At 37.1% G+C, this 22,795-nt stretch carries 24 protein-coding genes; 15 read left to right on the forward strand and 9 right to left on the reverse strand.

The genetic code is table 11. The features are described 5' to 3' along the window. The first annotated feature begins 5 nt into the window (after positions 1 to 5). The 3 genes from QOL71_RS03850 to QOL71_RS03860 all read left to right on the forward strand — a co-directional run bounded on the left by QOL71_RS03850 (position 6) and on the right by QOL71_RS03860 (position 2,551). Positions 6 to 1,577 carry an SGNH/GDSL hydrolase family protein gene (locus QOL71_RS03850; protein ID WP_283415655.1) on the forward strand — a complete coding sequence of 524 codons (1,572 nt, stop codon included), beginning with the start codon at positions 6 to 8 and terminating at the stop codon, positions 1,575 to 1,577. Positions 1,578 to 1,694: 117 nt separating this feature from the next. After that, positions 1,695 to 2,120 (forward strand): RrF2 family transcriptional regulator, encoded by a 426-nt coding sequence (locus QOL71_RS03855; protein WP_283415656.1) that lies wholly within the window; start codon positions 1,695 to 1,697, stop codon positions 2,118 to 2,120. Beyond that, complete coding sequence (locus tag QOL71_RS03860) at positions 2,120 to 2,551, forward strand: nucleoside deaminase (RefSeq protein WP_283415657.1); 432 nt, start codon at positions 2,120 to 2,122, stop codon at positions 2,549 to 2,551. Before QOL71_RS03855 ends, QOL71_RS03860 begins: the two co-directional genes overlap by 1 nt. A gap of 1 nt (position 2,552) precedes the next feature. On the opposite strand, the gene QOL71_RS03865 is transcribed toward QOL71_RS03860, so the two are convergent. From QOL71_RS03865 to QOL71_RS03875, 3 genes are read right to left on the reverse strand one after another with little or no spacing between them, the layout of a single operon-like run. Further along, on the reverse strand, positions 2,553 to 3,311 hold the full coding sequence (locus tag QOL71_RS03865) for a type III pantothenate kinase (RefSeq protein WP_283415658.1): 759 nt from the start codon (positions 3,309 to 3,311) through the stop codon (positions 2,553 to 2,555). A 3-nt stretch (positions 3,312 to 3,314) separates the two neighbouring features. Continuing rightward, positions 3,315 to 3,536, reverse strand: a complete 222-nt coding sequence (locus QOL71_RS03870; protein WP_283415659.1) for a hypothetical protein — start codon at positions 3,534 to 3,536, stop codon at positions 3,315 to 3,317. Between the two features lie 52 nt (positions 3,537 to 3,588). Beyond that, positions 3,589 to 5,448, reverse strand: coding sequence for a M1 family metallopeptidase (locus QOL71_RS03875; protein ID WP_283416059.1), 1,860 nt, complete (start codon positions 5,446 to 5,448; stop codon positions 3,589 to 3,591). A gap of 159 nt (positions 5,449 to 5,607) precedes the next feature. Between QOL71_RS03875 and QOL71_RS03880 the strand changes: the two genes are divergently transcribed. Beyond that, a complete protein-coding gene (locus tag QOL71_RS03880; protein WP_283415660.1) occupies positions 5,608 to 5,862 on the forward strand; it encodes a DUF6364 family protein in 255 nt (84 codons plus the stop codon). Continuing rightward, a complete protein-coding gene (locus QOL71_RS03885) occupies positions 5,863 to 6,279 on the forward strand; it encodes a type II toxin-antitoxin system VapC family toxin (protein WP_283415661.1) in 417 nt (138 codons plus the stop codon). Here QOL71_RS03885 and QOL71_RS03890 read toward each other — a convergent pair whose 3' ends face one another. Then, on the reverse strand, positions 6,280 to 7,992 hold the full coding sequence (locus QOL71_RS03890; RefSeq protein WP_283415662.1) for a M14 family zinc carboxypeptidase: 1,713 nt from the start codon (positions 7,990 to 7,992) through the stop codon (positions 6,280 to 6,282). 168 nt (positions 7,993 to 8,160) lie between these two features. Between QOL71_RS03890 and QOL71_RS03895 the strand changes: the two genes are divergently transcribed. The 5 genes from QOL71_RS03895 (at position 8,161) to QOL71_RS03915 (ending at position 11,277) form a co-directional block, all read left to right on the forward strand. Beyond that, positions 8,161 to 8,673, forward strand: coding sequence for an RNA polymerase sigma factor (locus QOL71_RS03895; RefSeq protein WP_116034543.1), 513 nt, complete (start codon positions 8,161 to 8,163; stop codon positions 8,671 to 8,673). Positions 8,674 to 8,801: 128 nt separating this feature from the next. Then, a complete protein-coding gene (locus QOL71_RS03900) occupies positions 8,802 to 9,176 on the forward strand; it encodes an HvfA family oxazolone/thioamide-modified RiPP metallophore (protein ID WP_116034545.1) in 375 nt (124 codons plus the stop codon). An 85-nt stretch (positions 9,177 to 9,261) separates the two neighbouring features. Next, positions 9,262 to 10,098: an HvfB family MNIO-type RiPP peptide maturase gene (locus QOL71_RS03905; RefSeq protein WP_283415663.1), complete on the forward strand. Its 837-nt coding sequence runs from the start codon at positions 9,262 to 9,264 to the stop codon at positions 10,096 to 10,098. After that, the gene (locus tag QOL71_RS03910) at positions 10,079 to 10,825 is read left to right on the forward strand and encodes an HvfC/BufC N-terminal domain-containing protein (RefSeq protein ID WP_283415664.1); all 747 of its coding nucleotides are present in this window, start codon (positions 10,079 to 10,081) and stop codon (positions 10,823 to 10,825) included. Before QOL71_RS03905 ends, QOL71_RS03910 begins: the two co-directional genes overlap by 20 nt. 14 nt (positions 10,826 to 10,839) lie before the next feature. Further along, the gene (locus tag QOL71_RS03915; protein ID WP_283415665.1) at positions 10,840 to 11,277 is read left to right on the forward strand and encodes an HvfX family Cu-binding RiPP maturation protein; all 438 of its coding nucleotides are present in this window, start codon (positions 10,840 to 10,842) and stop codon (positions 11,275 to 11,277) included. Positions 11,278 to 11,323: 46 nt separating this feature from the next. On the opposite strand, the gene lepA is transcribed toward QOL71_RS03915, so the two are convergent. After that, positions 11,324 to 13,120, reverse strand: coding sequence for a translation elongation factor 4 (lepA, locus tag QOL71_RS03920; protein WP_283415666.1), 1,797 nt, complete (start codon positions 13,118 to 13,120; stop codon positions 11,324 to 11,326). Between the two features lie 71 nt (positions 13,121 to 13,191). Then, on the reverse strand, positions 13,192 to 14,184 hold the full coding sequence (locus QOL71_RS03925) for a hypothetical protein (protein ID WP_283415667.1): 993 nt from the start codon (positions 14,182 to 14,184) through the stop codon (positions 13,192 to 13,194). 195 nt (positions 14,185 to 14,379) lie between these two features. On the opposite strand from QOL71_RS03925, the gene QOL71_RS03930 reads away from it, so the two are divergent. The 5 genes from QOL71_RS03930 to QOL71_RS03950 all read left to right on the forward strand — a co-directional run bounded on the left by QOL71_RS03930 (position 14,380) and on the right by QOL71_RS03950 (position 19,707). Further along, positions 14,380 to 15,372 (forward strand): outer membrane protein assembly factor BamD, encoded by a 993-nt coding sequence (locus tag QOL71_RS03930; protein WP_283415668.1) that lies wholly within the window; start codon positions 14,380 to 14,382, stop codon positions 15,370 to 15,372. A 35-nt stretch (positions 15,373 to 15,407) separates the two neighbouring features. Further along, positions 15,408 to 15,731, forward strand: a complete 324-nt coding sequence (locus QOL71_RS03935) for a DNA-directed RNA polymerase subunit omega (RefSeq protein ID WP_283415669.1) — start codon at positions 15,408 to 15,410, stop codon at positions 15,729 to 15,731. A 103-nt stretch (positions 15,732 to 15,834) separates the two neighbouring features. Next, on the forward strand, positions 15,835 to 17,028 hold the full coding sequence (coaBC, locus tag QOL71_RS03940; RefSeq protein ID WP_283415670.1) for a bifunctional phosphopantothenoylcysteine decarboxylase/phosphopantothenate--cysteine ligase CoaBC: 1,194 nt from the start codon (positions 15,835 to 15,837) through the stop codon (positions 17,026 to 17,028). A gap of 93 nt (positions 17,029 to 17,121) precedes the next feature. After that, positions 17,122 to 18,027: a type IX secretion system protein PorD gene (gene porD / locus QOL71_RS03945; protein ID WP_283415671.1), complete on the forward strand. Its 906-nt coding sequence runs from the start codon at positions 17,122 to 17,124 to the stop codon at positions 18,025 to 18,027. 30 nt (positions 18,028 to 18,057) lie between these two features. Continuing rightward, complete coding sequence (locus QOL71_RS03950) at positions 18,058 to 19,707, forward strand: DNA repair protein RecN (protein WP_283415672.1); 1,650 nt, start codon at positions 18,058 to 18,060, stop codon at positions 19,705 to 19,707. On the opposite strand, the gene QOL71_RS03955 is transcribed toward QOL71_RS03950, so the two are convergent. The 3 genes from QOL71_RS03955 to QOL71_RS03965 all read right to left on the reverse strand — a co-directional run bounded on the left by QOL71_RS03955 (position 19,696) and on the right by QOL71_RS03965 (position 22,662). Then, positions 19,696 to 21,222 carry a GH3 auxin-responsive promoter family protein gene (locus tag QOL71_RS03955; protein WP_283415673.1) on the reverse strand — a complete coding sequence of 509 codons (1,527 nt, stop codon included), beginning with the start codon at positions 21,220 to 21,222 and terminating at the stop codon, positions 19,696 to 19,698. The two genes, QOL71_RS03950 and QOL71_RS03955, sit on opposite strands and share 12 nt — an antisense overlap. Before the next feature lie 60 nt (positions 21,223 to 21,282). Continuing rightward, positions 21,283 to 22,212, reverse strand: a complete 930-nt coding sequence (locus QOL71_RS03960; RefSeq protein WP_283415674.1) for a helix-turn-helix transcriptional regulator — start codon at positions 22,210 to 22,212, stop codon at positions 21,283 to 21,285. Between the two features lie 102 nt (positions 22,213 to 22,314). After that, on the reverse strand, positions 22,315 to 22,662 hold the full coding sequence (locus QOL71_RS03965; protein ID WP_283415675.1) for a helix-turn-helix domain-containing protein: 348 nt from the start codon (positions 22,660 to 22,662) through the stop codon (positions 22,315 to 22,317). Between the last annotated feature and the right edge of the window lie 133 nt (positions 22,663 to 22,795).

Genomic DNA, 22,795 nt, shown 5'->3' on the forward strand with positions numbered 1-22,795 from the left:
CTATTATGAAAAAATTATATATATCAACAATAGCAGCAGCTTTGCTTTTCACGGTTAGCTGTCAGAATGATTTTGAAAACAGCACAGAAGATGTAGTGGTGACTTCCGGAGAGGCTAACTTTTCTAAGTATATTGCATTAGGAAACTCTTTGACATCAGGATACAGGGATAATGCACTTTACATAGATGGGCAAAAAGAATCATACCCAAATCTAATTGCAGGACAAATGAAACTTGCAGGTGGAGGCGAATTTGTTCAACCTCTAATGGCAGATAACAACGGAGGAATGGTTTTTGGAACCACAGTAATTTTGGGGACAAAATTATACATATCTGGTTTCTCAAACGGCCTGCCTGTTCTTAAAAATGTTGCAGCTACTCCTACAACTGATGTTACAAAAAAAATAACCGGCACTATCAATAACATGGGTGTTCCCGGAGCAAAATCATTTCATTTAATTGCTCCAGGATACGGAAATGCAAATGGAATTCTTACAGGAACAGCAAATCCTTATTATGTGAGATTTTCAACAAGCAATACATCCACAGTTGCTGCTGATGCTGCCGCTCAGAAGCCGACATTTTTTTCAATTTGGATTGGTAATAATGATGTTCTGAGCTATGCCACTAACGGTGGAACTAATACTGTAAAAGTAAACGATGTAAATACATATGTTGCTGCAACAGTACAGACAAGTGTAGATCCAACCACTTATAAATCCAATGATATATCAAGTCCGCAGGTTGTAGCCGGTTCTATCAAAACCGTTTTGGAAACGCTTAAAGCATCTGGAGCCACAAAAGGAATCATAGCCAATATACCTTATGTTACTTCTATTCCTTATTTTACAACCGTACCTTACAATGCGATTCCTCTGACTGCAGCTAAGGCACAAGCGCTAAATACAGGTCTTTATCAACCTATGAAAAATGCACTTACTTACTTAGGAGCAGGATCAAGACTGAATCTAGTTACAGCAGGCCAAAATCCAGTACTAATAGTTGATAACAAACTTACTAATTTGTCTGCACAACTTACTGCTGTGTTAACTGCTTCTGGGGTCCCTCCAACTAAAGCCGCTATGATAGGAAATGCATTTGGACAGGTAAGACAGTCAACTATAGATGATTTGATATTACTTCCTGCCTCAAGCCTTCTTGGTATCGATGTAGTAACAGGGCAACCAGCTACAGACACCTCTGAGTTTGTTTATGGTGCTTCTTATCCTATCGGAGATCAACTATCATTGACCAAAGATGAAGCAGCTAACGTGAAGACTGCAATAGATGCTTATAATTCACAGATCGCTACTTTGGCTTCCGCATACGGACTTGCTTTCGTAGATGCGAATGCAAAAATGACAGAACTCAACTCTGCATCAGGAATCCAATGGGATGGCGTGCGCTATTCCGCAAAATTCGTGACCGGCGGTGCTTTCTCTCTGGATGGTGTACACCTTACAGGACGTGGATATGCTATTGTTGCTAATGAGTTTCTGAAAGCAATTAATTCTAAATACAAATCTAATCTTCCTATGATTAGCCCGAATTCTTATTCTGGAGTTACTTTTCCATAATTAGAATAAAATATTACCATAAAAGCCGTTCTTTGTAAGAACGGTTTTTTTATTGAGTATGGATATTATTTCCGAAATATAATTTTTTGATTATTTTTACATCCGTAAGATCAACCAATGCTTTCAAAAAGAGTCAAATACGCCATCAAAACCTTGCTGTTCCTTAACCGCAAGGACAATGCTTCCTTATTTTCCGCGAAAAAAATTTCAGAGAGCGAACGTATTCCTTTGAAATTCCTGGAACAGATACTGAGGGAACTGAAGCAAAACAAAATCCTCAAAAGCGAACGTGGTGCCGAAGGCGGTTACACTTTTATGAAAAGCCCGTCAGAAATCAAAATTCTTGATGTTATCCGCATTGTAGACGGACCCGTAGCAATGCTACCGTGCGCTTCTCTTAATTTTTACGAAAAGTGTGATGATTGCACAGATGAAGCCACTTGTAGTATCAGAAAGCTTTTGATCAATGTCCGTGATAATATGCTGCCTATTTTGGACACAAGCATTGCTGATATGACCAAGTCTGAGCAAACACCTTTCTAATGTTCACCCACGACTATTTTATGAAAATGGCTTTGCAGGAAGCCGAAAAAGCAATGGAAAAAGATGAAGTACCGATTGGCTGCATCATAGTATCCAATGACAGAATCATTGCAAAATCCCACAATCTCACCGAAACCCTGAACGACGTTACGGCCCACGCAGAAATGCAGGCCATAACCTCTGCTGCTAATTTTCTTGGAGGGAAATATCTTCAGAACTGTACCTTGTATGTAACTTTAGAACCTTGTGTCATGTGTTCCGGAGCATTAGCCTGGTCACAGATCACAAAAGTGGTGATTGGCGCAAGAGATGAGCATAGAGGTTTTATCAACAAAGGTTTATCCCTTCATCCAAAAACGGAAATCGTGACAGGTATTCTGGAAAACGAATGCTCTGCAATCATAAAAGATTTTTTCAAGAATAGAAGATAGCTTATAAATCCTTCCCAAGAAAATATAATCCTTTCAAAGTATGTAGTCGGTCAGCAATATTGATTTTGTCTGTCAATGGTTTATAAACGTGGCTCACGCCACCGGTTGCGATGACGAAACAATTATCATTGACCTCATCATTAATTCTATCTATAAAGCCTTCCACCATTCCAAGGAAACCGTAAACCATTCCACTTTGCATACAGCTGATGGTGTCTAGTCCTAAAACCGATTTTGGTTTTACCAATTCGATTTCTGGCAATTGTGCAGTTCCTTGTATTAAACTGTTCAATGAGGTCACAATTCCCGGAGCAATGATGACGCCTAGTGTTTCTCCATTCTCAGCCAGACAACTTGCTGTGAGCGCTGTTCCAAAATCCAGAATAATTTTTTTCTGACTCGGATACAGATTGTGCGCCGCAACCAAATTGGCATAAATGTCCGTTCCCATTTGTTTGGATTTCGGGATGACACCGGACGCTGTGTTCCTATCCACAATCACAGGGATTTTATTATGAATTTTCTTAATGGCACTCGCTACTACCTTCGTCAATTGTGGAACTACGGAACCGATAATGACCTTATCAATTTTATCAACCTCGATTTTATAGGTCTGATAAAGCATCAGAACCTGAACAAATAATTCGTCGGTGGTTTTGTATGGTTTGGTATTGATGACCCAGGAGATGTCACAATTATCATCATCAAACAGTCCGAAACGGATATTTGTATTTCCTATATTGATTACAATGGAGTTCATTACTTACTTTTTTAATATACTAATTTCAAGAATTGGCCTATCCATAAGGAAAACGAGTCTTTTATACTCAACAACCAGTATTTTTGCTTCTTCGTTGAGCCTTTTACACTGGAAAACCACCCTTATTGCATCAACGACAAGCCTTTTTGGATCAAAAACTACCCTTTTTGACTGGATGACGAGCCTTTTTGCTTCATCGGCGAGTCTTTTTCCCTCGACATCCACGCTTTTTGCCTCGTTTAAGATTCACCGATTCTTTTGCCTTCAACCCTATCTCTTATTTTACTTCCAGATAATTATCTTCAGGATTCACATCCGCCAATCTTTGACTGAAATCGATTCCCATTGCAGACAATTGTGCTTTGGTGTAAGGAATCGTAAAACTATATTCCTGCTGAGTCCAAGCCCAAAAAGGCAGGGTCTGGATATTACCGTAAATGTCCTTGGTTTTCCAAACTCTTGTCAGGTTTAGTGGAATATTATAGTTGATGACTTTTTTATCTTTTGTCAAAATACTGAAATCAATCGGCATTGGAACACCACCTTTATTCACTAAAGTGATTGTTGTTGATTGTGGGTCATATTTCACATTCTTGATGCCATAATCGATAGTTTTTGTCGTGTTAATCCAATAATGCTGGAACCACTTCAAATCCATTCCTGAAACCAATTGCGCAATATGAATGAAATCTCTTTCTGTCGGATGTTTCATTGCCCATTCGTCATAATATTTGAGCATAATCTTGTTCAGATTTTCTTCTCCAACTATGTATCCTAATTCAACCAAAAACGTTTCACCTTTGATATAACTAGCATAAGTATAAGCTGTTCCGTTATCGTGATGGTCACCCAACCAAACTGCAGGTTCTTCTTTCCCCGATTTTGTAAAATTAACATAAGCCTTGATTGCTCCAACAAATGGATTTGGCTGAGATTCCTTTGGCGGGAATAATCTATAAGATACAAAATCTTCTGCATATTGCGTGAAACCTTCATCCATCCAAGGTCTTACACTTTCGTTAGTTGCTAACATCTGCTGAAACCAAGAATGCGCACCTTCGTGAAACATCAATCCAGAAAGACCTTCTACCGAATTTGCTTCTCCCAAAATCATAGTACACATTCCGTATTCCATTCCGCCATCACCACCTTGAATGAATGAGTAACTTGGCCATTTGTAACGTCCAAAAGTCGCATTCATCAATTGGTAATATTTTGTGATATATGGTTTCATTTCTGACCAATATTTTGTCTTCTCAGATTTCTGATAAACCAAATATACTTTTGGTCCATCCAAAATTGGAAAACTCTCTACCGAATAATCTCTGTCAGCCGCCCAAGCAAAATCAAGGATATTTTTCGCTGTCCATTTCCAAGTTACTTTGTTAGAAATATCTTCTTTTATAGTGGCATTGCTGTCATAACCTTTTACTTCTGTTGGGTTTTCAAGATTTCCTCCAGCTCCGATGACATAATCTTTATCGATTTTGATATTCACTTCATAATCAGAAAACGGCGCGTGAAATTCTCTTCCCACATAATCAAACGCTGCCCAACCATCATAATCATATTCAGCAATTTTTGGGTACCATTGCGTCATTGTCATATCGACACCTTCTCGGTTGTTTCTTCCGGCTCTTCGGATTTGCATCGGGATATTGGCATCCCATTCCATTGTGAAAGTGGTGGAAGAATTTGGTTTAATAGCTTCTGCTAGGAAAACTTTCATCACAGTTCCCTGAATCTCGAATTTCAAATCTTTTCCGTTCTGCTTTACCCAACGGATATTTTGTGCGCCTTCTTCATTCTTTGGAATCTCGGACAATCTGGAAACTATAGTATTACCGACTCTTTTTGCCAATCTTCCATCAGCATTCACACCCTGAGACTGCACACGCTGGTCCATCATAGAACCTGGTTTGAAAGCGTTCCAATACAAATGGAAATAAGCGACTTTCAGCTCATCCGGTGAATTGTTTCTGTAATCCAAAGTCTGTTTTCCCTGATAGGTGAAATTGGCAGCATCTACATCAATATCCATTTTATATTTAGCATATTGCTGATAATAAGAATTTTGCTGAGCCGACAGGATGAGAGAAAAAAGAATTGAGAATAGAGAGAATTTCAGTTTTTTCATAGATTCATTTTTATCAACCCCTTCAGAGTTTTGAACTCTGAAAGGGTTTTTTAATAATTTTACCAAAAATAGGAAGTTTTTGGTTAATGGCAAGTTTACTTCAAAATCAAATTTAATTTTTACGTATTAATTTTTTATATTTGTACGTAAATTGTTTTTATGGACTCCAAACTCACTTTAAAATTAAACGAAAACGTTATCGAAAGGGCCAAAAATTATGCTTCCAGCAAGAAGGTAAGCTTGTCCAGACTGATTGAAAATTATCTTGATTCTATCACACGTGAACAAAATGATGATTTCGAAATTTCACCTTTTGTGAAAAGTATTTCCAGTGGAAAAAGCGTGCCTTCAGATTTGGATTGGAAAACTTTGAGAGATGATTATATAGATGATTTGGATAAAAAACATCAGTAGATGAAAAAGATATTTTTAGACACTAATATCATCATAGATTTCCTTGGAGAACGAGAAGGTCTTTATGAAGCATCTGCAAAAATTATGACTTTAGCAGATAAAAAGAAAATCCAAGTTTATACTTCTCCAAGTTCTATCGCTAATGTCTTCTATGTCTTAGCAAAATATGAAAGCCCCAAAATTGCATTAGAAAAAATCAGAAAGTTCAAACTTTTATGTTCGATTTCTGTAATGGATGATGAAGTGGTAGAAAAAGCGATTCATTCTGACTTCAAAGATTTTGAGGATGCGATGCAATATTTCAGCGCGCTGGCATCTAGCTGCGATATTATTATTACCCGAAACGAAAAGGATTTTAAAAATGCTTTGATTCCTGTGATGAATGCAAAGAGCTATTTGTTGAGTTTGAGGAAGTAATTAATTAACCCTAAAAACCGGATAAAGCCGATGCGTTTTTTCGTAATACTCCGAATGTTTATAAACCCAATCCAACTGCGCTTCACCGTCTTCTACAAATTTTGGATTATTGGCTTTTTCCATTTCAAAAGCGGTCTTCAAGGCTTTGTTGTCTTTCAGAAGTTTGCTCGCTGTATCTTCGAAAACATACGCCGAATAATATTCTTTCTGACCGAGAATCGCATCGAAGAAATTCCAGTTAAAATAAGAATCAACCGCTTCCGGCTCCAGCGTTTCTAACAGAAATTTCACACCGTCTTGACTGACTGGAACGAGAAAATCACCAGCTCTGAATTTGGTTTTCCCGGATTCTTTGGTCACAAATGTGTCGTAATGCAGATAATGACCTTCGTAAGGATTAGGAACAGTTTTGAAATCTTTGATTCTGTATTGCTCCACCATAATTGTAGAATCCTGCTTGATTGGCGTCATTTTGATTTGGTTGAGTTTCAGCAAATCGATAATTTTCCATTCGGATTGTGGAATGACGTAATATTTTGGAATCGTGATTTCTTTTGCCGGAACGTAAGTGTTATAAAACTTGACAGGCTTTGAAAATCTGGAATTTCTGTCATACCAAAGTCTGTTCTTTCCGGAAACATCACTTGGTTTATATTTGGCTTCAAAACCGTTGAAATCGATAGTTTCATATTTTGTAGAATCAAGTTTCCAAGCCAAAGCATATTTGCTTCCGACTTTGTATTGTTTCAGATTTTCAGTTCTTTTCTGTTGAATGGTTTTATAATTTTCATCGATATAATCCAGATTGTCAACCATATAATCGTAAGTGACTTTCACACGGTCTTTGTATGGTTTCAGCATATGCGTTTCCACAACCGTCCCGATGGCATTGAACAAAGTCGTGTAACCCGTCGCATATCTTGGCGAATCCACAAAAGCGGGAAAACCGCCATCCGGAACATCACCGTGAATGTTGACATAAGGCACGGAAATCACACCTTTTTTCTCCATATTTTTCAGAAGCGTTTTCTGCATTTCGTCATTGAAATAATTTCCTAAAATAGTTCCCAAACGTTCTTTGTTCGTAGAAATATATGTGAAAGTGTATTGATAATCTGCGCCGTTGCTGACGTGATTATCAATAAAAACATCAGGCTTTAGCCATTGAAAAATCTGCTGGAAACTTCTGGAATTTTTTGAATCTGTCTTGATGAAATCCCGGTTCAAATCATAATTTCGAGCATTGCCACGGAAACCATATTCTTCCGGACCATTTTGATTGGCTCTGGAAAAACTTCCCCGGTTCATCATTCCGCTGACGTTGTAACTTGCAATTGCTGCGAAGATGACGTTTTTAGGCGCTTCGATTTTTCCGGTTGCCAAATCTCGCATCAACATCATCGTTGCATCGATTCCGTCTGGCTCGCCTGGATGAATGCCGTTATTGATAAACAAAACTGACTTTCCTTTTCTGGCTTCCTCAAATTTTTTTCCTGAAGGATTAAACATCACAACATCGATTGGGGCACCGTTATCATCTTCGCCTTTGGTTTCAAAAATGATTGATGGATATTGTTTTGATAAATCCTGATAGAATTTTCGCATCTCCTCAAAAGTTGTGGTTTGGTTACCGTTGCTTTTTTCGAAAGGTGTCTGGATTTGAGAATAACCGAAAACCGAAATTAGGATGAAGAGAATGGAGAGATTTTTCATAGTACAAATGTAAAGAATCGGTTTTTATGAATCATAACTTATATAAACATTGACTAATTCTCACGACTTATTAAAAAATTACATTTTTAAAGCATTAATATAGTATATTTTTTAATAAATTAGTAAATTGTTTTAAAACTTCAAAAGCTAAAACATAAATGACCCCATATGAAAAAAACTGAAATATTTGGTGCAGAATATTATGCTTATCTAGATGATATAATCTGGTATGTAAAGCAAAACAACGGAACATCATCTGATGCAGAAGATCTCTATCAAGATGCACTGATTGTATTGTTGGAAAAGCTTAGTCAGGACAATTTTCATTTATCCGCTTCGCTTAAAACTTACATTTTTGCTATATGCAAAAACCTTTGGCTAAAAAAATTAAGACGTGTAAAGACTATTGTGAATTGGGAGCATATAAACCAAAGTGATTTTTTTGAAGAAATATCCGATGATATCGAAAAGGAAAAATCTGAAAAGGAAAAAATAGATGCCTTTTTTCTAGAGATCACGGATCATTGCAAAGAACTTATAGAAGAATTATTTCTAAAGTCTGCCACTCTGGATGAAATTCAGAAAAAATACAACTATGCAACGAAACATAACTTAAGCAACCAGAAGTACAAATGCATGCAACAAATTAAAAGATATAGAGAAAAGAACATCGAAAAATAATTTTTTTTAAAGCTGATTATCAATCATTTGTAAACAAATTTTATTTTATTGCAATTTAATGGGTGATTTTAAAATCTGAACTGGTATTAATATAAAAATATCATTTAATAATTTTAAAATTCATCAAAATGAAAACAAAATCAATTTTAGTAGGCGCAATTGCATTAGGAGCTTTTACAATGACATCGGCAAAAACTTTTTCAAGCTTAGGAACGGGAAATGATTTAAGAACAAACCTAACTAATTCTTCATCGGAAAAATTAACATCCGACTCTACTTGCGGAACAGGAACTCACGGTGGAGGAAATGCTGCGGATGCTAAAACGAAAGATGCCAAATGTGGGGACAAAAAAGCTACAGGTAAAGCAAAAGACGGAAAATGCGGCGATGGTAAATGTGGAGACAAAAAAGCGAAAGGCAAAACAAAAGATGGAAAATGTGGTGATGGTAAGTGCGGAGACAAAAGTAGCAAAAAGGCTAAAAAAGCAACTGCTGCCAAATAATTCGATTATCTATTAACCGCAAGTAACAATCGGGATTCTTACTAAGAGTTCCGATTGTATCTTAAATTCACTTAATCAAACAGCTATGATAGGAATTGGTTATCGGAAAGATTTTTCGGATGCGTTTTTAGAAAACTCTATTCTTAAACCCGATTTTATAGAGGTAGCACCCGAAAATTGGATGGAAATTGGCGGTTTTTGGAAACAGCAATTAAAAAAAGCTGTTGAAAGATACCCATTATTTTGTCACGGATTGTCCCTTTCTGTAGGAAGTCCTGAAGGAATAGATATAGGCTTCGTAAAAAAAGTAAAACAATTTTTAGAAGATTTTCAGGTTTCTGTATATTCTGAGCATCTCACATTTTCTAAAGTAGATAATGCTCATTTATATGATCTTTTACCTATACCCTTCACGCAGGATGCTATAAACCGGGTTGTTGAGAATATCAAGCAGGTTCAGGATCTATTAGGCAGAAGATTAATCTTAGAAAACGGAAGTTATTATACAGTTTTAAAAGCCGAAATGTCGGAAGAAGATTTCATTAATGAAATTGTGAAGCGTAGCGATTGTGAATTGCTTTTGGATGTTAATAATGTATATGTAAACGCATTCAATCATCGATACAATGCAAAAAATTTCATCACAAAAATGCCTTTGGATAGAGTAAGATATATTCATATGGCGGGACATCTTAAGGTAAACGAAAATCTGATTATTGATACGCACGGAAACAAAATCATAGACCCGGTTTACGAATTGTTTGAATTTACAATGAGAAAGCTGAAACGAGACATTCCGGTTCTATTGGAAAGAGATTTTAATATCCCCGAACTTTCTATTTTGCAAGCTGAAATAGATGCTTTGAGGAAAATCAAGAAAAATGCTTTAAAAAAATCTAAAAATGTTGCTCTCCCAAACTGATACATTTGCTCTTCAGCAAGATTTGGGTCTTTATTGCAGAACTGGTTTAGAAGCGCCTAAAACCAGCAACCAAGAAAACACACCAGAATACAGAAGAATAGTTTTTAGCATTGTAAAAGACACCTTGAAAACCGCTTTCCCAATTGCCCGAAAATTTGTGGGGAAAAAGAAATGGAAAAAATTGGTTCATCATTTTTTTGCCAATCACAAATGTAAAACGCCACAAGTCTGGAAACTACCATCAGAACTATGTGACTTTTACAGAGAAAATCCGTTTCCATTTAAAAAACAATTTCCTTTCTTATTAGAGCTTTTACAATTCGAATGGCTTGAGATAGAAGTTTTTATGATGGAAGATGCTGATATTCCTGGGTTTGTGGCTGAGCCAACATCTAAACAAAAAATACTTGTTGGGAATCCTGAAATAAAAATTTTAGGTTTGCAATATCCTATTCATACAAAAAAAACCAAGGATATTACAGAAGCAGATATAGGTGAATATTTTGTAACCATCCATAGAAACAATATTGATAAGCAAGTATATTTTAATGATTTGTCGTATCCATTTATAGAGATGCTCATACAGCTCAATGAAGAAAACATTACTTTGAAAGAACTAGAAAAAGTTTATTCCAAATATGAAAATGACAAAACTATCGCCAAGAAAATAACTGCAGAGTTTGTTGCCTTTGCCATAGAAAACAACCTTATTTTAGGTTATAAATAATTAAATTGATAAAAATGCTGAAAAAATTAGAACTATTACTAAACAAATTACAGGATCTGCCTTTATTAGCTATAAGATTGGCGTTGGCTTACGGATTTTATGAACCCGCCATGAAAAAACTTCAGGATATCCATGCCATTGGGGATTGGTTTGCAAGTCTTAACATTCCCGCACCATATTTCCAGGCTTATCTTGCGACGGGAACAGAAATTCTGGGTGTTATTTTATTAACTTTAGGACTTTTTACAAGAATCATTTCCTTTCCACTTATTATAACAATGATTGTTGCTATAGTAACTGTGCATTGGGAAAACGGATTTTCTTCAGGTGACAATGGCTTCGAAATACCATTATATTATATTATTATGCTGATTACTTTAATATGTTTTGGTTCTGGTAGGATAAGCTTAGATCATTTATTATTCAGAAAAAACGCAAAAGCTTCCGATTAATAAAAAAGCTGCATCAATTAAGACGCAGCTTTTATCATTTTTATTGTTAGTCGTTGAGCTTCAAAACAGCCATAAACGCTGATTGCGGAACCTCAACTCTACCGATTTGCTTCATTTTTTTCTTTCCTTCTTTCTGTTTCTCAAGAAGTTTACGTTTTCTGGAGATATCACCTCCGTAACATTTTGCGGTAACGTCTTTTCTTAGAGCTTTAATCGTTTCTCTGGCGATAACTTTTGTTCCCAAAGCGGCTTGAACTGCAATATCAAACTGCTGTCTCGGAATCAGTTCACGCAATTTTTCACACATCTTTTTACCAATGTGATAAGCGTTGGAATCGTGAATCAATGAAGATAAAGCATCCACCATATCGCCATTAATCAAAATATCCATTTTCACCAACTTAGATGCTCTGAAGCCGATTGGATGATAATCGAAAGACGCATAACCTTTGGAAATAGATTTTAATCGGTCATAGAAATCGAAAACAACCTCAGCCAAAGGCATATTGAAAATCAGCTCAACTCTGTCCGATGTCAAATAACTTTGATTGACAATTTCTCCTCTTTTTTCTATACAAAGTGTCATTACAGATCCTACAAAGTCCGATTTTGTAATAATTGAAGCCTTAATAAATGGTTCTTCAACGCGATCCATTGTTGTTGGATCCATCATTTCGGATGGATTGTTAATCAAAATCACCTCATCCGGATCCTTTTTTGTAAATCCGTGGTAAGATACGTTCGGAACTGTCGTGATAACATTCATATTGAATTCTCTGTCCAGGCGTTCCTGAACGATTTCCATATGAAGCATTCCCAGGAATCCGCATCGGAAACCAAAACCAAGCGCTGCTGAACTTTCCGGCTCGAAAACCAGCGAAGCATCATTTAACCTCAATTTTTCAAGAGAGAATCTTAGTTCTTCAAAATCTTCAGAATCAATCGGGTAAATCCCTGCAAAAACCATTGGTTTCACTTCCTCAAATCCTTCTATTGGTCCTGCCGCAGGTTTTTCAAACGAAGTGATTGTATCACCTACTTTCACTTCTCTTGCATCCTTAATCCCGGAAACCAGGTAACCTACATCACCACATTCAACCGTTTTCTTTGGAACCTGCTTCAATTTTAAAGTACCAACTTCATCAGCACCATATTCTTTCCCCGTTGCGAAAAACTTGATTTTTTCATTTTTAGAAATACTCCCGTTCACGACTTTAAAATAAGCCTCGATTCCTCTGAAAGGATTATAAACCGAGTCAAAGATCAATGCCTGGAGCGGCGCATCCGGATCTCCAACCGGGGCCGGAATTCTTTCTACGATTTGTTCCAACAAATGGTGAACACCTTCTCCTGTTTTCCCGGAAACTCTTAAAACATCTTCATATTCGCAACCGATGAGATTCATAATTTCGTCGGTCACTTCTTCCGGATTGGCAGAAGGAAGGTCGATTTTATTCAAAATAGGAATGATTGTCAAATCATTCTCCAATGCCAAGTATAAGTTACTGATCGTCTGTGCCTGAATACTTTGCGCAGCATCAACAATCAAAAGTGCTCCTTCGCAAGCAGCGATGGAACGGGAAACTTCGTAAGAAAAGTCAACGTGTCCCGGTGTATCAATCAGATTAAGAATAAATTTTTCTCCTTTATATTCATAATCCATCTGGATCGCGTGAGATTTGATCGTAATTCCACGTTCTTTCTCAAGATCCATATCGTCCAGTGTCTGAGACTGCAGTTCTCTCTGCGTGACGGTGTTTGTATATTCTAAAAGACGATCTGCCAATGTGCTCTTACCGTGGTCGATATGTGCAATAATGCAGAAATTCCTGATATTCTTCATTTATAACTCTTGTAATTTGCAAAGATAAAAAAAGAGACTGAAAAGTCTCTTAAAAATATCATTTATGAAATTTACTTTTCAAAAATGTAATCGCCTGTAAGTGGATCAATGTAGATATTATACTTTTCGGCTTTTTGTAATTTTTTATTCTTTGCATTGGCATCTATAGCTCCGGCAATACCTCCTACTAGCCCAAACATTCCATATGTTGAATCCATTTGAACCGGGAAAAGTGTGCCATAATTAGTAAAAATATAAAATCCTTTATCATCTTTTATCATTTCTAAAAATCCACTGAATGTATGATGATACATCTTCCCATTTTCTACATAAGCAAACATTTTGTGTGCAGGTATTCTTTCATCACCTTTCTTAGCTCTTAGCACTTCACCTTTAGAATTTTTAACCAGCTCGTAGCCCTCTAACGGCTTTGCGTCAAAAAAAGATTTGTAATCCGGATAAACACCATCTTTAATTTGATTATTTTTATATGCAGGTAATTCTTTAGTAATTATTTCAGCATATTGTGGGAGCTCATTTTCAGTAATCTTAATATCCGCAGGTTTAGTTTGATAAGAATTTTTGATAAACTCATGTAATAGATTTGAAAGTGTTATGGATAAGCCAAAAGGAGATTTTGGAAGATTTGGACCGATATTAACAACTCTATTAATTCTATCCAAATAATAATAACCTCCATTTTTTGATATAAATGAACTTATAACAACATCTGCTTTTGGTAATGAAGTTCCCAGTTCTTCCTCACTGAATATTTTGAAATTTTCTAAAAGAATAACAATATCATTATTCCCAACAGCATTTTTATTGGATGAAACAAACCAGTTATCAATACTTTTCTTAGCATCATTATCGGGAAATTCGAAACGGTATGTTTCTTTTTTATGTGTAATTGTTCCTACTTCTTTATCTCCACGATTATCTATAACTGTCAAAGATTTAAATGTTTTTGTATTGTCCCTTATCGACTCACTCAATTTTATTGTTACAGTTTTCTGCGAGAAAAATAATACAGGAAACAACAAAAAGAAATATTTGATTTTCATTTCAACTAATTTTTCTGCAAAAGTAAAGTTTTAGCATTTATTACAATCAATTTTTACGGTAAATCATACTATCAATAAAATAAGCTAAGCATTATAAACGTTAATCTTTCATAAAAAAAAGAGAATGATGAAAAAAGTTTTATTTTTGCAGATTATTATTAATATTCAATATTTCAGAATATTCTGACAATTGCTATGAAGAAATATATTAGTTTGCTGATGATGTCGGTGGTTTTGCTGTCTTGCAAAACAGAAATGGATAGAGCAATGAAGAGCGCTGATAAAGAGTTTATCTTGAAAGTTGCCAACGAAAAATTTGCTAAAAAGAAATGGAGCGATGCGCTTGCTTTATATGATAGATTGCCTAATCTTGTAGCCGGTACAGATGATGCACCGAATGTAGTTTTCAATTCTGCATACGCTAACTATTATGACAAGAACTACAGACTGGCTGCGAACCAGTTCAAAAACTTTGTGATCAGTTTCCCGCAAGACCCGAGAAAAGAAGAAGCAGCTTATTTTTCTGCGCTTTGTTATTACGAAGGATCTCTGGATTACAACCTGGATCAAAGCAATACAGAGTCAGCAATTACAGAATTACAGAATTTCATTAATGATTATCCGGATTCTGAACGTTCTAAAAACATCAGCCAGATGATTGATGAATTGAGTTATAAATTAGAATTCAAAGCTTTCGAAAACGCAAAGCAATATTATAAAATGGCCGAATACAAAGCAGCATCCGTTGCTTTTGAAAATGTTTTGGAAGATTTTCCTGCGACTAAACTCAGGCCTCAGATCTATGATATCATTTTGAAATCTAAATACGAATTGGCAGTCAACTCCATCTATGATCTTAAAAAGGAAAGGCTGGATGCTGCAGCGGCATATGCAAAGAGAGTTGCAGCAGAAATCCCGAATACTGATTATGCCAAAAATGCTAATGATCTTTATACAAAGCTGGAAGATGAAAAAGTAAAATTCGCGAAAGTCCAGGCCGAAGTAGAAAAAAGAAAGGCGGAATACGAGGCCAAAGTGAAAGATGCCCAGGCTAAAGAAAATGCTAAAAAAGAGCTGGCCCAGGAAAAAAACCAGCTGGATATGCAAAAGGCAGCAGAGCAAACCAGAAGAGACAGCGCGAAGATCAATTCGCCTGAACCTCAAGCTACTTTCAAGTTTAAAAGATAATTACTATATTTGCATTCTCAAAATAATTTCGCCCAATGAGTGTTAAAGATACAAAAGCTGAAGTAAGCACAATCACTTACGACAAAGATAAAATCGAAGAAAAAGTAGGTAGCATCTACGAAGCTATCGTGATTATGGGTAAAAGAGCAGAACAGATCAATGCTGAAATCCGCTCTGAACTTCATGGAAAATTGGATGAATTTGCCGTTCATAACTCTACTTTGGAAGAAGTTTTCGAAAACAGAGAACAAATCGAAATCTCCAAGCATTATGAAAAACTTCCAAAACCAACTTCCATTGCAATCAAAGAATGGTTGGATGATGACATCTATTTCAGAAAAACTGAAGAAAGAAAATAACAGTATCCCTGTTGATTAAAATACAGAACCGTCTCTATTATCTAGAAGGCGGTTTTTTTGTTAATAAAATTATTAATACATTCGTTAATAAAAATCAAAGCAAATGAGCTTGCAAGGCAAAAAACTGATTCTAGGAATTACCGGCGGGATTGCTGCTTACAAAATGAATTATCTCGTTCGGGATTTTATAAAATCCGGTGCAGAAGTCAAAGTTATTTTGACCAAATCTGCTGTAGATTTTGCATCACCGTTAACATTCTCAACACTTTCCAGGAATAAAGTTTATACCGATTTTTATGATGATAGCAAAACGTGGAATAACCACGTGGAACTTGCACTCTGGGCAGATCTCATCCTGATTGCGCCTTGCACAGCCAATACACTTGCCAAAATATCTTACGGACTTTGCGACAACTTTCTGATGGCAGTTTACATGTCTGCAAAATGCCCTGTCATCATTGCGCCCGCAATGGATCTTGACATGTATATTCATCCAACAGTGACCAAAAATTTACAGACAGCTGAAAGCTTTGGCCATCAGATCATTCCTGCGGAATATGGAGAGCTGGCGAGTGGGCTCGTTGGGCAAGGCAGATTAGCCGAACCGGAAACGATTTTTAAATTTGTAGAAAATCAATTTTCTGATTCCAAACAGAGTTTTGCGGGAAAAAAATTCCTGATTACCGCTGGTCCAACTTATGAGAATATTGATCCCGTGAGATTTATTGGAAATCATTCTTCAGGTAAAATGGGATTTGACCTGGCAAAAGAAGCCGCTGAAAGGGGCGCCGAAGTGATTCTGATTTCAGGTCCATCTTCTCAGAAAGCCAATAATAAAAATATAACGCTTCACAGAGTAACTTCGGCTCAGGAAATGTTTGATGAAGTTTTCAAATATTATGATAACGTTGATGTAGCAATAATGAGCGCTGCGGTTGCAGATTATACACCAAAAGTCAAAGCCACAGAAAAAATCAAGAAAAACGAAAACGAATTAACGATTGAACTGGTCAAAAACAAAGATATCCTTCGAACAATGGGCGAGAAGAAAACGCATCAGTTACTAGTTGGCTTTGCTCTTGAAACCCAGAACGAAGAGGAGAATGCAAAGGGAAAATTAGTCAAGAAAAATCTGGATATGATTATCCTGAATTCTCTGAGAGACGAAGGGGCTGGCTTTGCAAATGCCACCAACAAAATCAAAATTTTCACACCGACTGAAGAGCAATCTTTTTCATTGAAATCTAAGGAAGATGTCGCCAAAGATATTTTGAATTTTGTTGAGCAGAAATTGTAAGAAAACAACCTCTTTTCCGTTATGATTTTATGGGGATTTTAAATGTTGATCTTTAGCAAAGATTCCTTATTTTTACAAACATTTTTATTTGGAATGAAAAAACTACTTTATATAATTTGTGCATTATTTTTTGCTCAAATAGCATATTCTCAGGAGCTTTTGGCAACCGTACAAATTAACAATCAACAGATCGCAGGAAGTAACACCCAGGTTTTCAGAACACTTGAAAAATCACTGCGTGACTTCATCAACAATACAAGCTGGACAGGAAAGAAACTTCAAAACTTCGAAAAAGTGAAGTGTAATTTCGCAATGGTTATTTCTGAGCGTCCTTCTAATAATACCTTTAAAGGGACTCTAGTAGTCCAGGCAACACGACCTGTTTTCAATTCGCAATATGAAACACCTTTGATGAACATTAATGATACCCGTCTCACCTTCGAATATAATGAAAATGAGAACCTTGTGTTCAACGAGAGACAATTTTCGGGGAAAAACCTCATCGATGTGATTAGCTTTTATGTTTATATCATTCTTGGTTATGACGGGGATAGCTTCCAGTTAAAAGGCGGACAGCCCTGGTTTGATAAGGCTTTCAAAATTGCTCAAAATTCACAGAATCAAAATTATGACGGCTGGAACGCCATCGAAAGTCAGAGAAACAGAGGCGCACTGATCTCCGGCCTTCAGAACGAAAATACATCTACACTGAGAACCGTTTATTACAGCTACCACAGATCCGGATTGGACAACTTATCCAAGCCTGACCAGAATCCAGCCAAAAAAACAATTGCCGAATCTCTGATGCAGCTTAAATTCTATGAGAATAATTTCCAGATGAATTATCCATTCAATCTTTTCCTAGAAACCAAGAGTACGGAGATTTTTAATATTTTTAATTCCGGGCCAAATACCTCTGTAAATATCAGCGAATTAAAAACGCTGATGAGCACATTTGCTCCAAAAGATATCGATTCCAAATGGGACAAATGGAAATAATGATTTTAATTGTTAGTTATTAATTTCGTTATGCTTTCAAGGATTTTTATACAGAATTTCGCATTGATCGATCGATTGGAAATTGATCTCAAAAACGGACTGCAAGTCATTACAGGAGAAACCGGTGCGGGAAAATCGATTATTCTAGGTGCACTTCGCCTTATTATGGGTGAAAGAGCGGACACCAAGTCTTTTGCTAAGGCTGACACCAAAAGCATCGTTGAAAGCGAATTCAGTATTAATGACAGTTTCAAAACGTTTTTTGACGATAATGATCTTGATTTCGAAGAACATACCATTATCCGGAGAGAGATTCTTCCGGGCGGTAAGTCCCGTGCTTTCATCAATGATGTTCCTGTAACACTGGATGTACTAAAAGAATTATCTTCCAAATTAGTTGATATCCACTCACAATTTGAGACGTCTAACCTGTTCACAGAAGAATTCCAGTTTGGGATTCTGGACGGATTGGCCAAAAATAAAACGCTGTTATCTGACTATCAGGATATTTATAATGATTATCAGAAAACAAAGAAGGAAATTGAAGCTCTTAAAACCTCACTTTCCGAAAGTAACAAAGAGTCAGATTATAAACACTTTTTGCTGACAGAACTTATAGAAGCGGATCTTGATAATCTTGATTTTAATGATCTTCAGAATCAATTGAATATCCAGGAAAATGCGGATCAGATCAGTGAACAACTGTCTCAGTCACTTTCCAAACTGAATGCAGAGGAATTCGGTGTTTTGACCAGCCTTTCCGACATCAGGAACAAAATTGCTAAGCTATCCGAACTTTCACCAGACTATGAAGAGTTAAGCCAACGATTGGAAATGGCTTATCTGGAAATCAAAGACATCAATTCTGATCTGGAAAATAAAGCTGAAAACCTGGAAATCAATCCGGCATTGCTACAAAATCTTTTATCTACAATTAATAGAATCAATGCGCTTTTCCTGAAACATCAGGTGGAGAATATAGAAGAATTATTAGCTATCAGAGAAGAATTATCTGCTGGTCAAAATTCCTTAGAAAGCATTGAAAATCAAATTGAAGAAAAAGAAAAGTTGATTAAAACTTTAGAACTTCAATTAGAATCTTTCAGTAAAAAACTAACGGATAACAGAACTAAATTTTCATCAACTCTTGAAAATCAGGCAAAGGAAATTTTTCAAAAACTAGGTCTTGAAAAAGCGATTCTTAAAATAGAATTAAGTAATTCTCCGGCATTTAATTTATTTGGAAAAAATAATATTCAGATGTTGTTCCAGGCTAATTCCGGCTTTCCTTTAAAACCTATCCAAAGTGCTGTTTCCGGCGGGGAAAGGTCAAGGGTGATGCTGGCGATTAAAAAGATAATGGCGGAAAACAACGCGCTCCCAACTTTAATCCTTGATGAAATCGATACAGGAGTTTCCGGAAGAATTGCTGAAGAGATGGGAAAACTGATGCAGGAGATGTCTCAGGATCTTCAGTTAATCGTGATCACGCATCTTGCACAAGTTGCCGCAAAAGGTAATGAAAATTACAAAGTGGTAAAGTTTGATGAAGACGGCATTACAAAAACTACAATTGTAAAGCTTTCGGAAGACGAAAAACTGAAAGAAATTGCACAGCTGATCTCCGGTTCCAAAATTACGGAAGCTGCTATTTCTCAAGCCAAGGAATTAATTGGATAATTCTTGATTAAGAATCAGTAATGGATCGATATACTCGCGGTCGTTGCTCAATCTAGGGACTTTATTCTGTCCACCCAGCTTTCCACGGCTAGCCATCCATTCATAAAACAAATTTGATTTGGCCGAGTGCACGATTGGTTTTCTCAATGTGATGTCATTATAACGTTTCGCCTCGTAATCTGAGTTTAACGTTTTGAGCGTTTTGTCAAAGACGTCTGTAAATTCATCCAGACATCTTGGTTTTTTGGTGAATTCGAAAATCCACTCGTGACAGCCTTTGCTCTCGTTTGTCATAAAAACCGGAGCACCTGTGTAATCAGAAATGCTTGCGTCCATATGTTCACAGGCAATCTTCAGAGCCGATTCTACATTATCAATCATCAGCTCCTCTCCGAAAGCATTGATGTAATGCTTGGTTCTGCCCGATATCTTAATTCTGTAAGGATTAATGGAAGTAAATTTCACCGTATCGCCGATCAAGTAACGCCAAAGTCCGCCATTTGTGGTGATGACAACGGCATAATTCTTACCCACTTCCACTTCCGAAATCGGGATCGCTTCGCGGCTGCCAGCATAATATTGATCCATTGGTATGAATTCGTAAAAAATCCCGTAATCCAGCATCAGCAACATCTCGTCACTTCCCGATTGGTCCTGAATCCCGAAGAATCCCTCGGAGGCATTATATATCTCGTAATATCTGATATCTCTGCCAATAATATCTTTATACTGATTTTTGTAGGGCTTGAAACTGATTCCACCGTGGAAGAAAACTTCCAGATTAGGCCACAATTCTCCGATATTATTTTTTCCTGTTTCCTGCAAAGTTCGCTGCAAAAGCACCATCATCCAACTCGGGACACCGGTAAGGCTTCCGACATCTTCGTTTCTGACCTCGCTGATAATGGCTTTCATCTTGCTTTCCCACTCGGACATCAGGGAGATTTTCTTGTTAGGTGTATTGATGATCTCTACCCAAAACGGGAGATTCTCAATCAGAATCGCGGACAGATCTCCAAACTTGGTGTTAAAATCCTGATACATCTCCGCACTTCCTCCCAATCTAAGATTCTTGTGCTGGAACAATTCGCTTTCCGGATGATTATTGACATAAAGCGCCACCATATCTTTCCCGGCTTTGTAATGGCAGTCTTCCAGACTTTCTGCAGTAATTGGGATGTATTTGCTTTTGGCATTGGTGGTGCCGGAGGATTTGGCAAATTGCTTAATAAGCCCGGGCCAAATGACATCTTTCTGCCCCTGTCTTGCTTTCTCGATGTAGGGCTCAAAGTCTTCGTAACAGACAATCGGAACTTTCTTTTGGAAGTCACGATAATTTGATATAGAGCTGAAACCATATTTCTGAGCATATTCGGTTTCTTCTGCATGGAAAAGCTGGGAAAACAAAAGCCCCTCCTGCGTCTCTACAGGATACTTGATAAAATGTTCGATCTGATCCATCCGCTGCAGGATAAACCAATTGACGACTGTATTAAAAAGTGCTTTCGTTGCCATTCTTCACAAATATAATAAATTTTGAGAATGGAAAACGGGTTGGTGTCCGGATTACAAGAATTATTGATCTGATAAGGGATCGTCATACTGGCTGATGGATTGTTTCAGGGTTTCTTTGATCTTCTCCATCAGGCTTTTAGGCTCAGTGACTTTAACCTGATTTCCATAGGATAAAATCTCCTGAATAAAATCATAGGTGGGATAGAGATCATAGGTAAAATAGACCGACTTTTCCGTTTCCTTCTGGATCTGCTGGGAATGATGAAGCGGCGAGCTCTTGAGATATTCTGCCTGCTCTTTGGTGGATCTGATTACGACTTTTTCCGGTTCCTCTTCCAGATTCATGATGCCGAAAGCGTTTTTGAAATGTTCTTTGAGGTTGAATCTCTGCTTTAGTTTGAATCCGGCCTTGCTCACAACCAAATCACTGATCCTGTCTAACCCGAAAGCTTTCAGCTTCTCATCTTTGGTGTCCAGGGCAACAAGATACCAACGGTCTTTGGATTCTTTGAGTGCCAGTGGATGGACTTTTCTGGAGGTGATGCTCTGGTCTTTGTATTTGAAGTGCCGAAACTCCAGTACTCTTTTGTTCCTGATGGCAAAAAGCAGGTCATAAAAATTCTGAATCCCTCTGGGCGTGCGTGTTTCCGGATAAACAAACTGTGCAAGATCCGGCTGGGAGTTGACGGCATTCATGATCTGGAAAGATTCCAGCAAACGCTGGTTGTACTCGTCCACCTCCATTACCGGGCGACTTTCTATATAGTAACGGTTGTCGCCTTTTTTCTTGTTGTGTATATCAAAGTTAAAAAGATTCGCGATGTCCTTGATATCTCTCTGCAAGGTACGAATGGAATAGCTCACGATGTTGGCATCCTGGAACTCAAAAGAGCTAAGGAGGTAAGACTCCAGCTCGGGATAGGTCGCAGGGGAACGTTCCAGTCTCTTGATGATGAGGGCATATCTGGTTAAATAGAAATCTTTTTTCATTGGTGATCTTGGGGATACTTAGTTTTTAAAATTTGTTAAACAAATATAAATTCTTAATGCGACAAAAGGTGTCGTGTTTTGGATTTGTGGATAAGTTTTGGTTTACTTTTTCTCAAACAACTGAGAGGTAATCTCTTTGAGTTCTTTGTAAGGAATGTTCGCCAAAGAATCTTTTATACTTGTGTGGGATATTGTTTCTTTTCTCAGATTATTGAGAGGATGCGTCTCGGGAAGAGTGGTTTGAGAGTCCGGTGTGTAGGACAGCAGATCGTTGGGTTCGCAGATGAGGATCCTGCAGAGCAGTTCTATATGGTCTAAGCGGAAGACGCGGGTCTTGCTGTTGAGGATATTGTGGGCGGTTGCGCGAGAGATGCCGGCTTTTACAAGGAATGTGTAGGGTCTTTCTATTCCTCGGGCATTGAAAATAGGCTTGAGATTAAGATTTAGCATTGTGTGTTTTTGTTTAAAGATAGTAAGATTGTGTCAAATAGCTTAATTGATTTTAAATTTTGATGCAAAATTGAGGTAAATGAGAACAAAAGTGATGAAAGTTAAAACTAAATTGGCGTAATGTAAAACTATA

Source organism: Epilithonimonas pallida (assembly GCF_900182975.1).
Taxonomy (GTDB): Bacteria; Bacteroidota; Bacteroidia; order Flavobacteriales; family Weeksellaceae; genus Epilithonimonas; species Epilithonimonas pallida.

What these genes read in the sequence shown, in the direction of transcription:
- QOL71_RS03875 (WP_283416059.1), bottom strand. Translation starts at nt 5,448, where the DNA reads ATGAAAAAACTGAAATTCTCTCTATTCTCAATTCTTTTTTCTCTCATC.
- QOL71_RS03850 (WP_283415655.1), top strand. Translation starts at nt 6, where the DNA reads ATGAAAAAATTATATATATCAACAATAGCAGCAGCTTTGCTTTTCACG.
- coaBC (WP_283415670.1), top strand. Translation starts at nt 15,835, where the DNA reads ATGAGCTTGCAAGGCAAAAAACTGATTCTAGGAATTACCGGCGGGATT.
- QOL71_RS03895 (WP_116034543.1), top strand. Translation starts at nt 8,161, where the DNA reads ATGAAAAAAACTGAAATATTTGGTGCAGAATATTATGCTTATCTAGAT.
- lepA (WP_283415666.1), bottom strand. Translation starts at nt 13,120, where the DNA reads ATGAAGAATATCAGGAATTTCTGCATTATTGCACATATCGACCACGGT.
- QOL71_RS03890 (WP_283415662.1), bottom strand. Translation starts at nt 7,992, where the DNA reads ATGAAAAATCTCTCCATTCTCTTCATCCTAATTTCGGTTTTCGGTTAT.
- QOL71_RS03885 (WP_283415661.1), top strand. Translation starts at nt 5,863, where the DNA reads ATGAAAAAGATATTTTTAGACACTAATATCATCATAGATTTCCTTGGA.
- QOL71_RS03955 (WP_283415673.1), bottom strand. Translation starts at nt 21,222, where the DNA reads ATGGCAACGAAAGCACTTTTTAATACAGTCGTCAATTGGTTTATCCTG.
- QOL71_RS03900 (WP_116034545.1), top strand. Translation starts at nt 8,802, where the DNA reads ATGAAAACAAAATCAATTTTAGTAGGCGCAATTGCATTAGGAGCTTTT.
- QOL71_RS03930 (WP_283415668.1), top strand. Translation starts at nt 14,380, where the DNA reads ATGAAGAAATATATTAGTTTGCTGATGATGTCGGTGGTTTTGCTGTCT.
- QOL71_RS03965 (WP_283415675.1), bottom strand. Translation starts at nt 22,662, where the DNA reads ATGCTAAATCTTAATCTCAAGCCTATTTTCAATGCCCGAGGAATAGAA.
- QOL71_RS03880 (WP_283415660.1), top strand. Translation starts at nt 5,608, where the DNA reads ATGGACTCCAAACTCACTTTAAAATTAAACGAAAACGTTATCGAAAGG.
- QOL71_RS03915 (WP_283415665.1), top strand. Translation starts at nt 10,840, where the DNA reads ATGCTGAAAAAATTAGAACTATTACTAAACAAATTACAGGATCTGCCT.
- QOL71_RS03950 (WP_283415672.1), top strand. Translation starts at nt 18,058, where the DNA reads ATGCTTTCAAGGATTTTTATACAGAATTTCGCATTGATCGATCGATTG.
- QOL71_RS03910 (WP_283415664.1), top strand. Translation starts at nt 10,079, where the DNA reads ATGTTGCTCTCCCAAACTGATACATTTGCTCTTCAGCAAGATTTGGGT.
- QOL71_RS03905 (WP_283415663.1), top strand. Translation starts at nt 9,262, where the DNA reads ATGATAGGAATTGGTTATCGGAAAGATTTTTCGGATGCGTTTTTAGAA.
- QOL71_RS03855 (WP_283415656.1), top strand. Translation starts at nt 1,695, where the DNA reads ATGCTTTCAAAAAGAGTCAAATACGCCATCAAAACCTTGCTGTTCCTT.
- QOL71_RS03960 (WP_283415674.1), bottom strand. Translation starts at nt 22,212, where the DNA reads ATGAAAAAAGATTTCTATTTAACCAGATATGCCCTCATCATCAAGAGA.
- QOL71_RS03925 (WP_283415667.1), bottom strand. Translation starts at nt 14,184, where the DNA reads ATGAAAATCAAATATTTCTTTTTGTTGTTTCCTGTATTATTTTTCTCG.
- QOL71_RS03865 (WP_283415658.1), bottom strand. Translation starts at nt 3,311, where the DNA reads ATGAACTCCATTGTAATCAATATAGGAAATACAAATATCCGTTTCGGA.
- porD (WP_283415671.1), top strand. Translation starts at nt 17,122, where the DNA reads ATGAAAAAACTACTTTATATAATTTGTGCATTATTTTTTGCTCAAATA.
- QOL71_RS03860 (WP_283415657.1), top strand. Translation starts at nt 2,120, where the DNA reads ATGTTCACCCACGACTATTTTATGAAAATGGCTTTGCAGGAAGCCGAA.
- QOL71_RS03935 (WP_283415669.1), top strand. Translation starts at nt 15,408, where the DNA reads ATGAGTGTTAAAGATACAAAAGCTGAAGTAAGCACAATCACTTACGAC.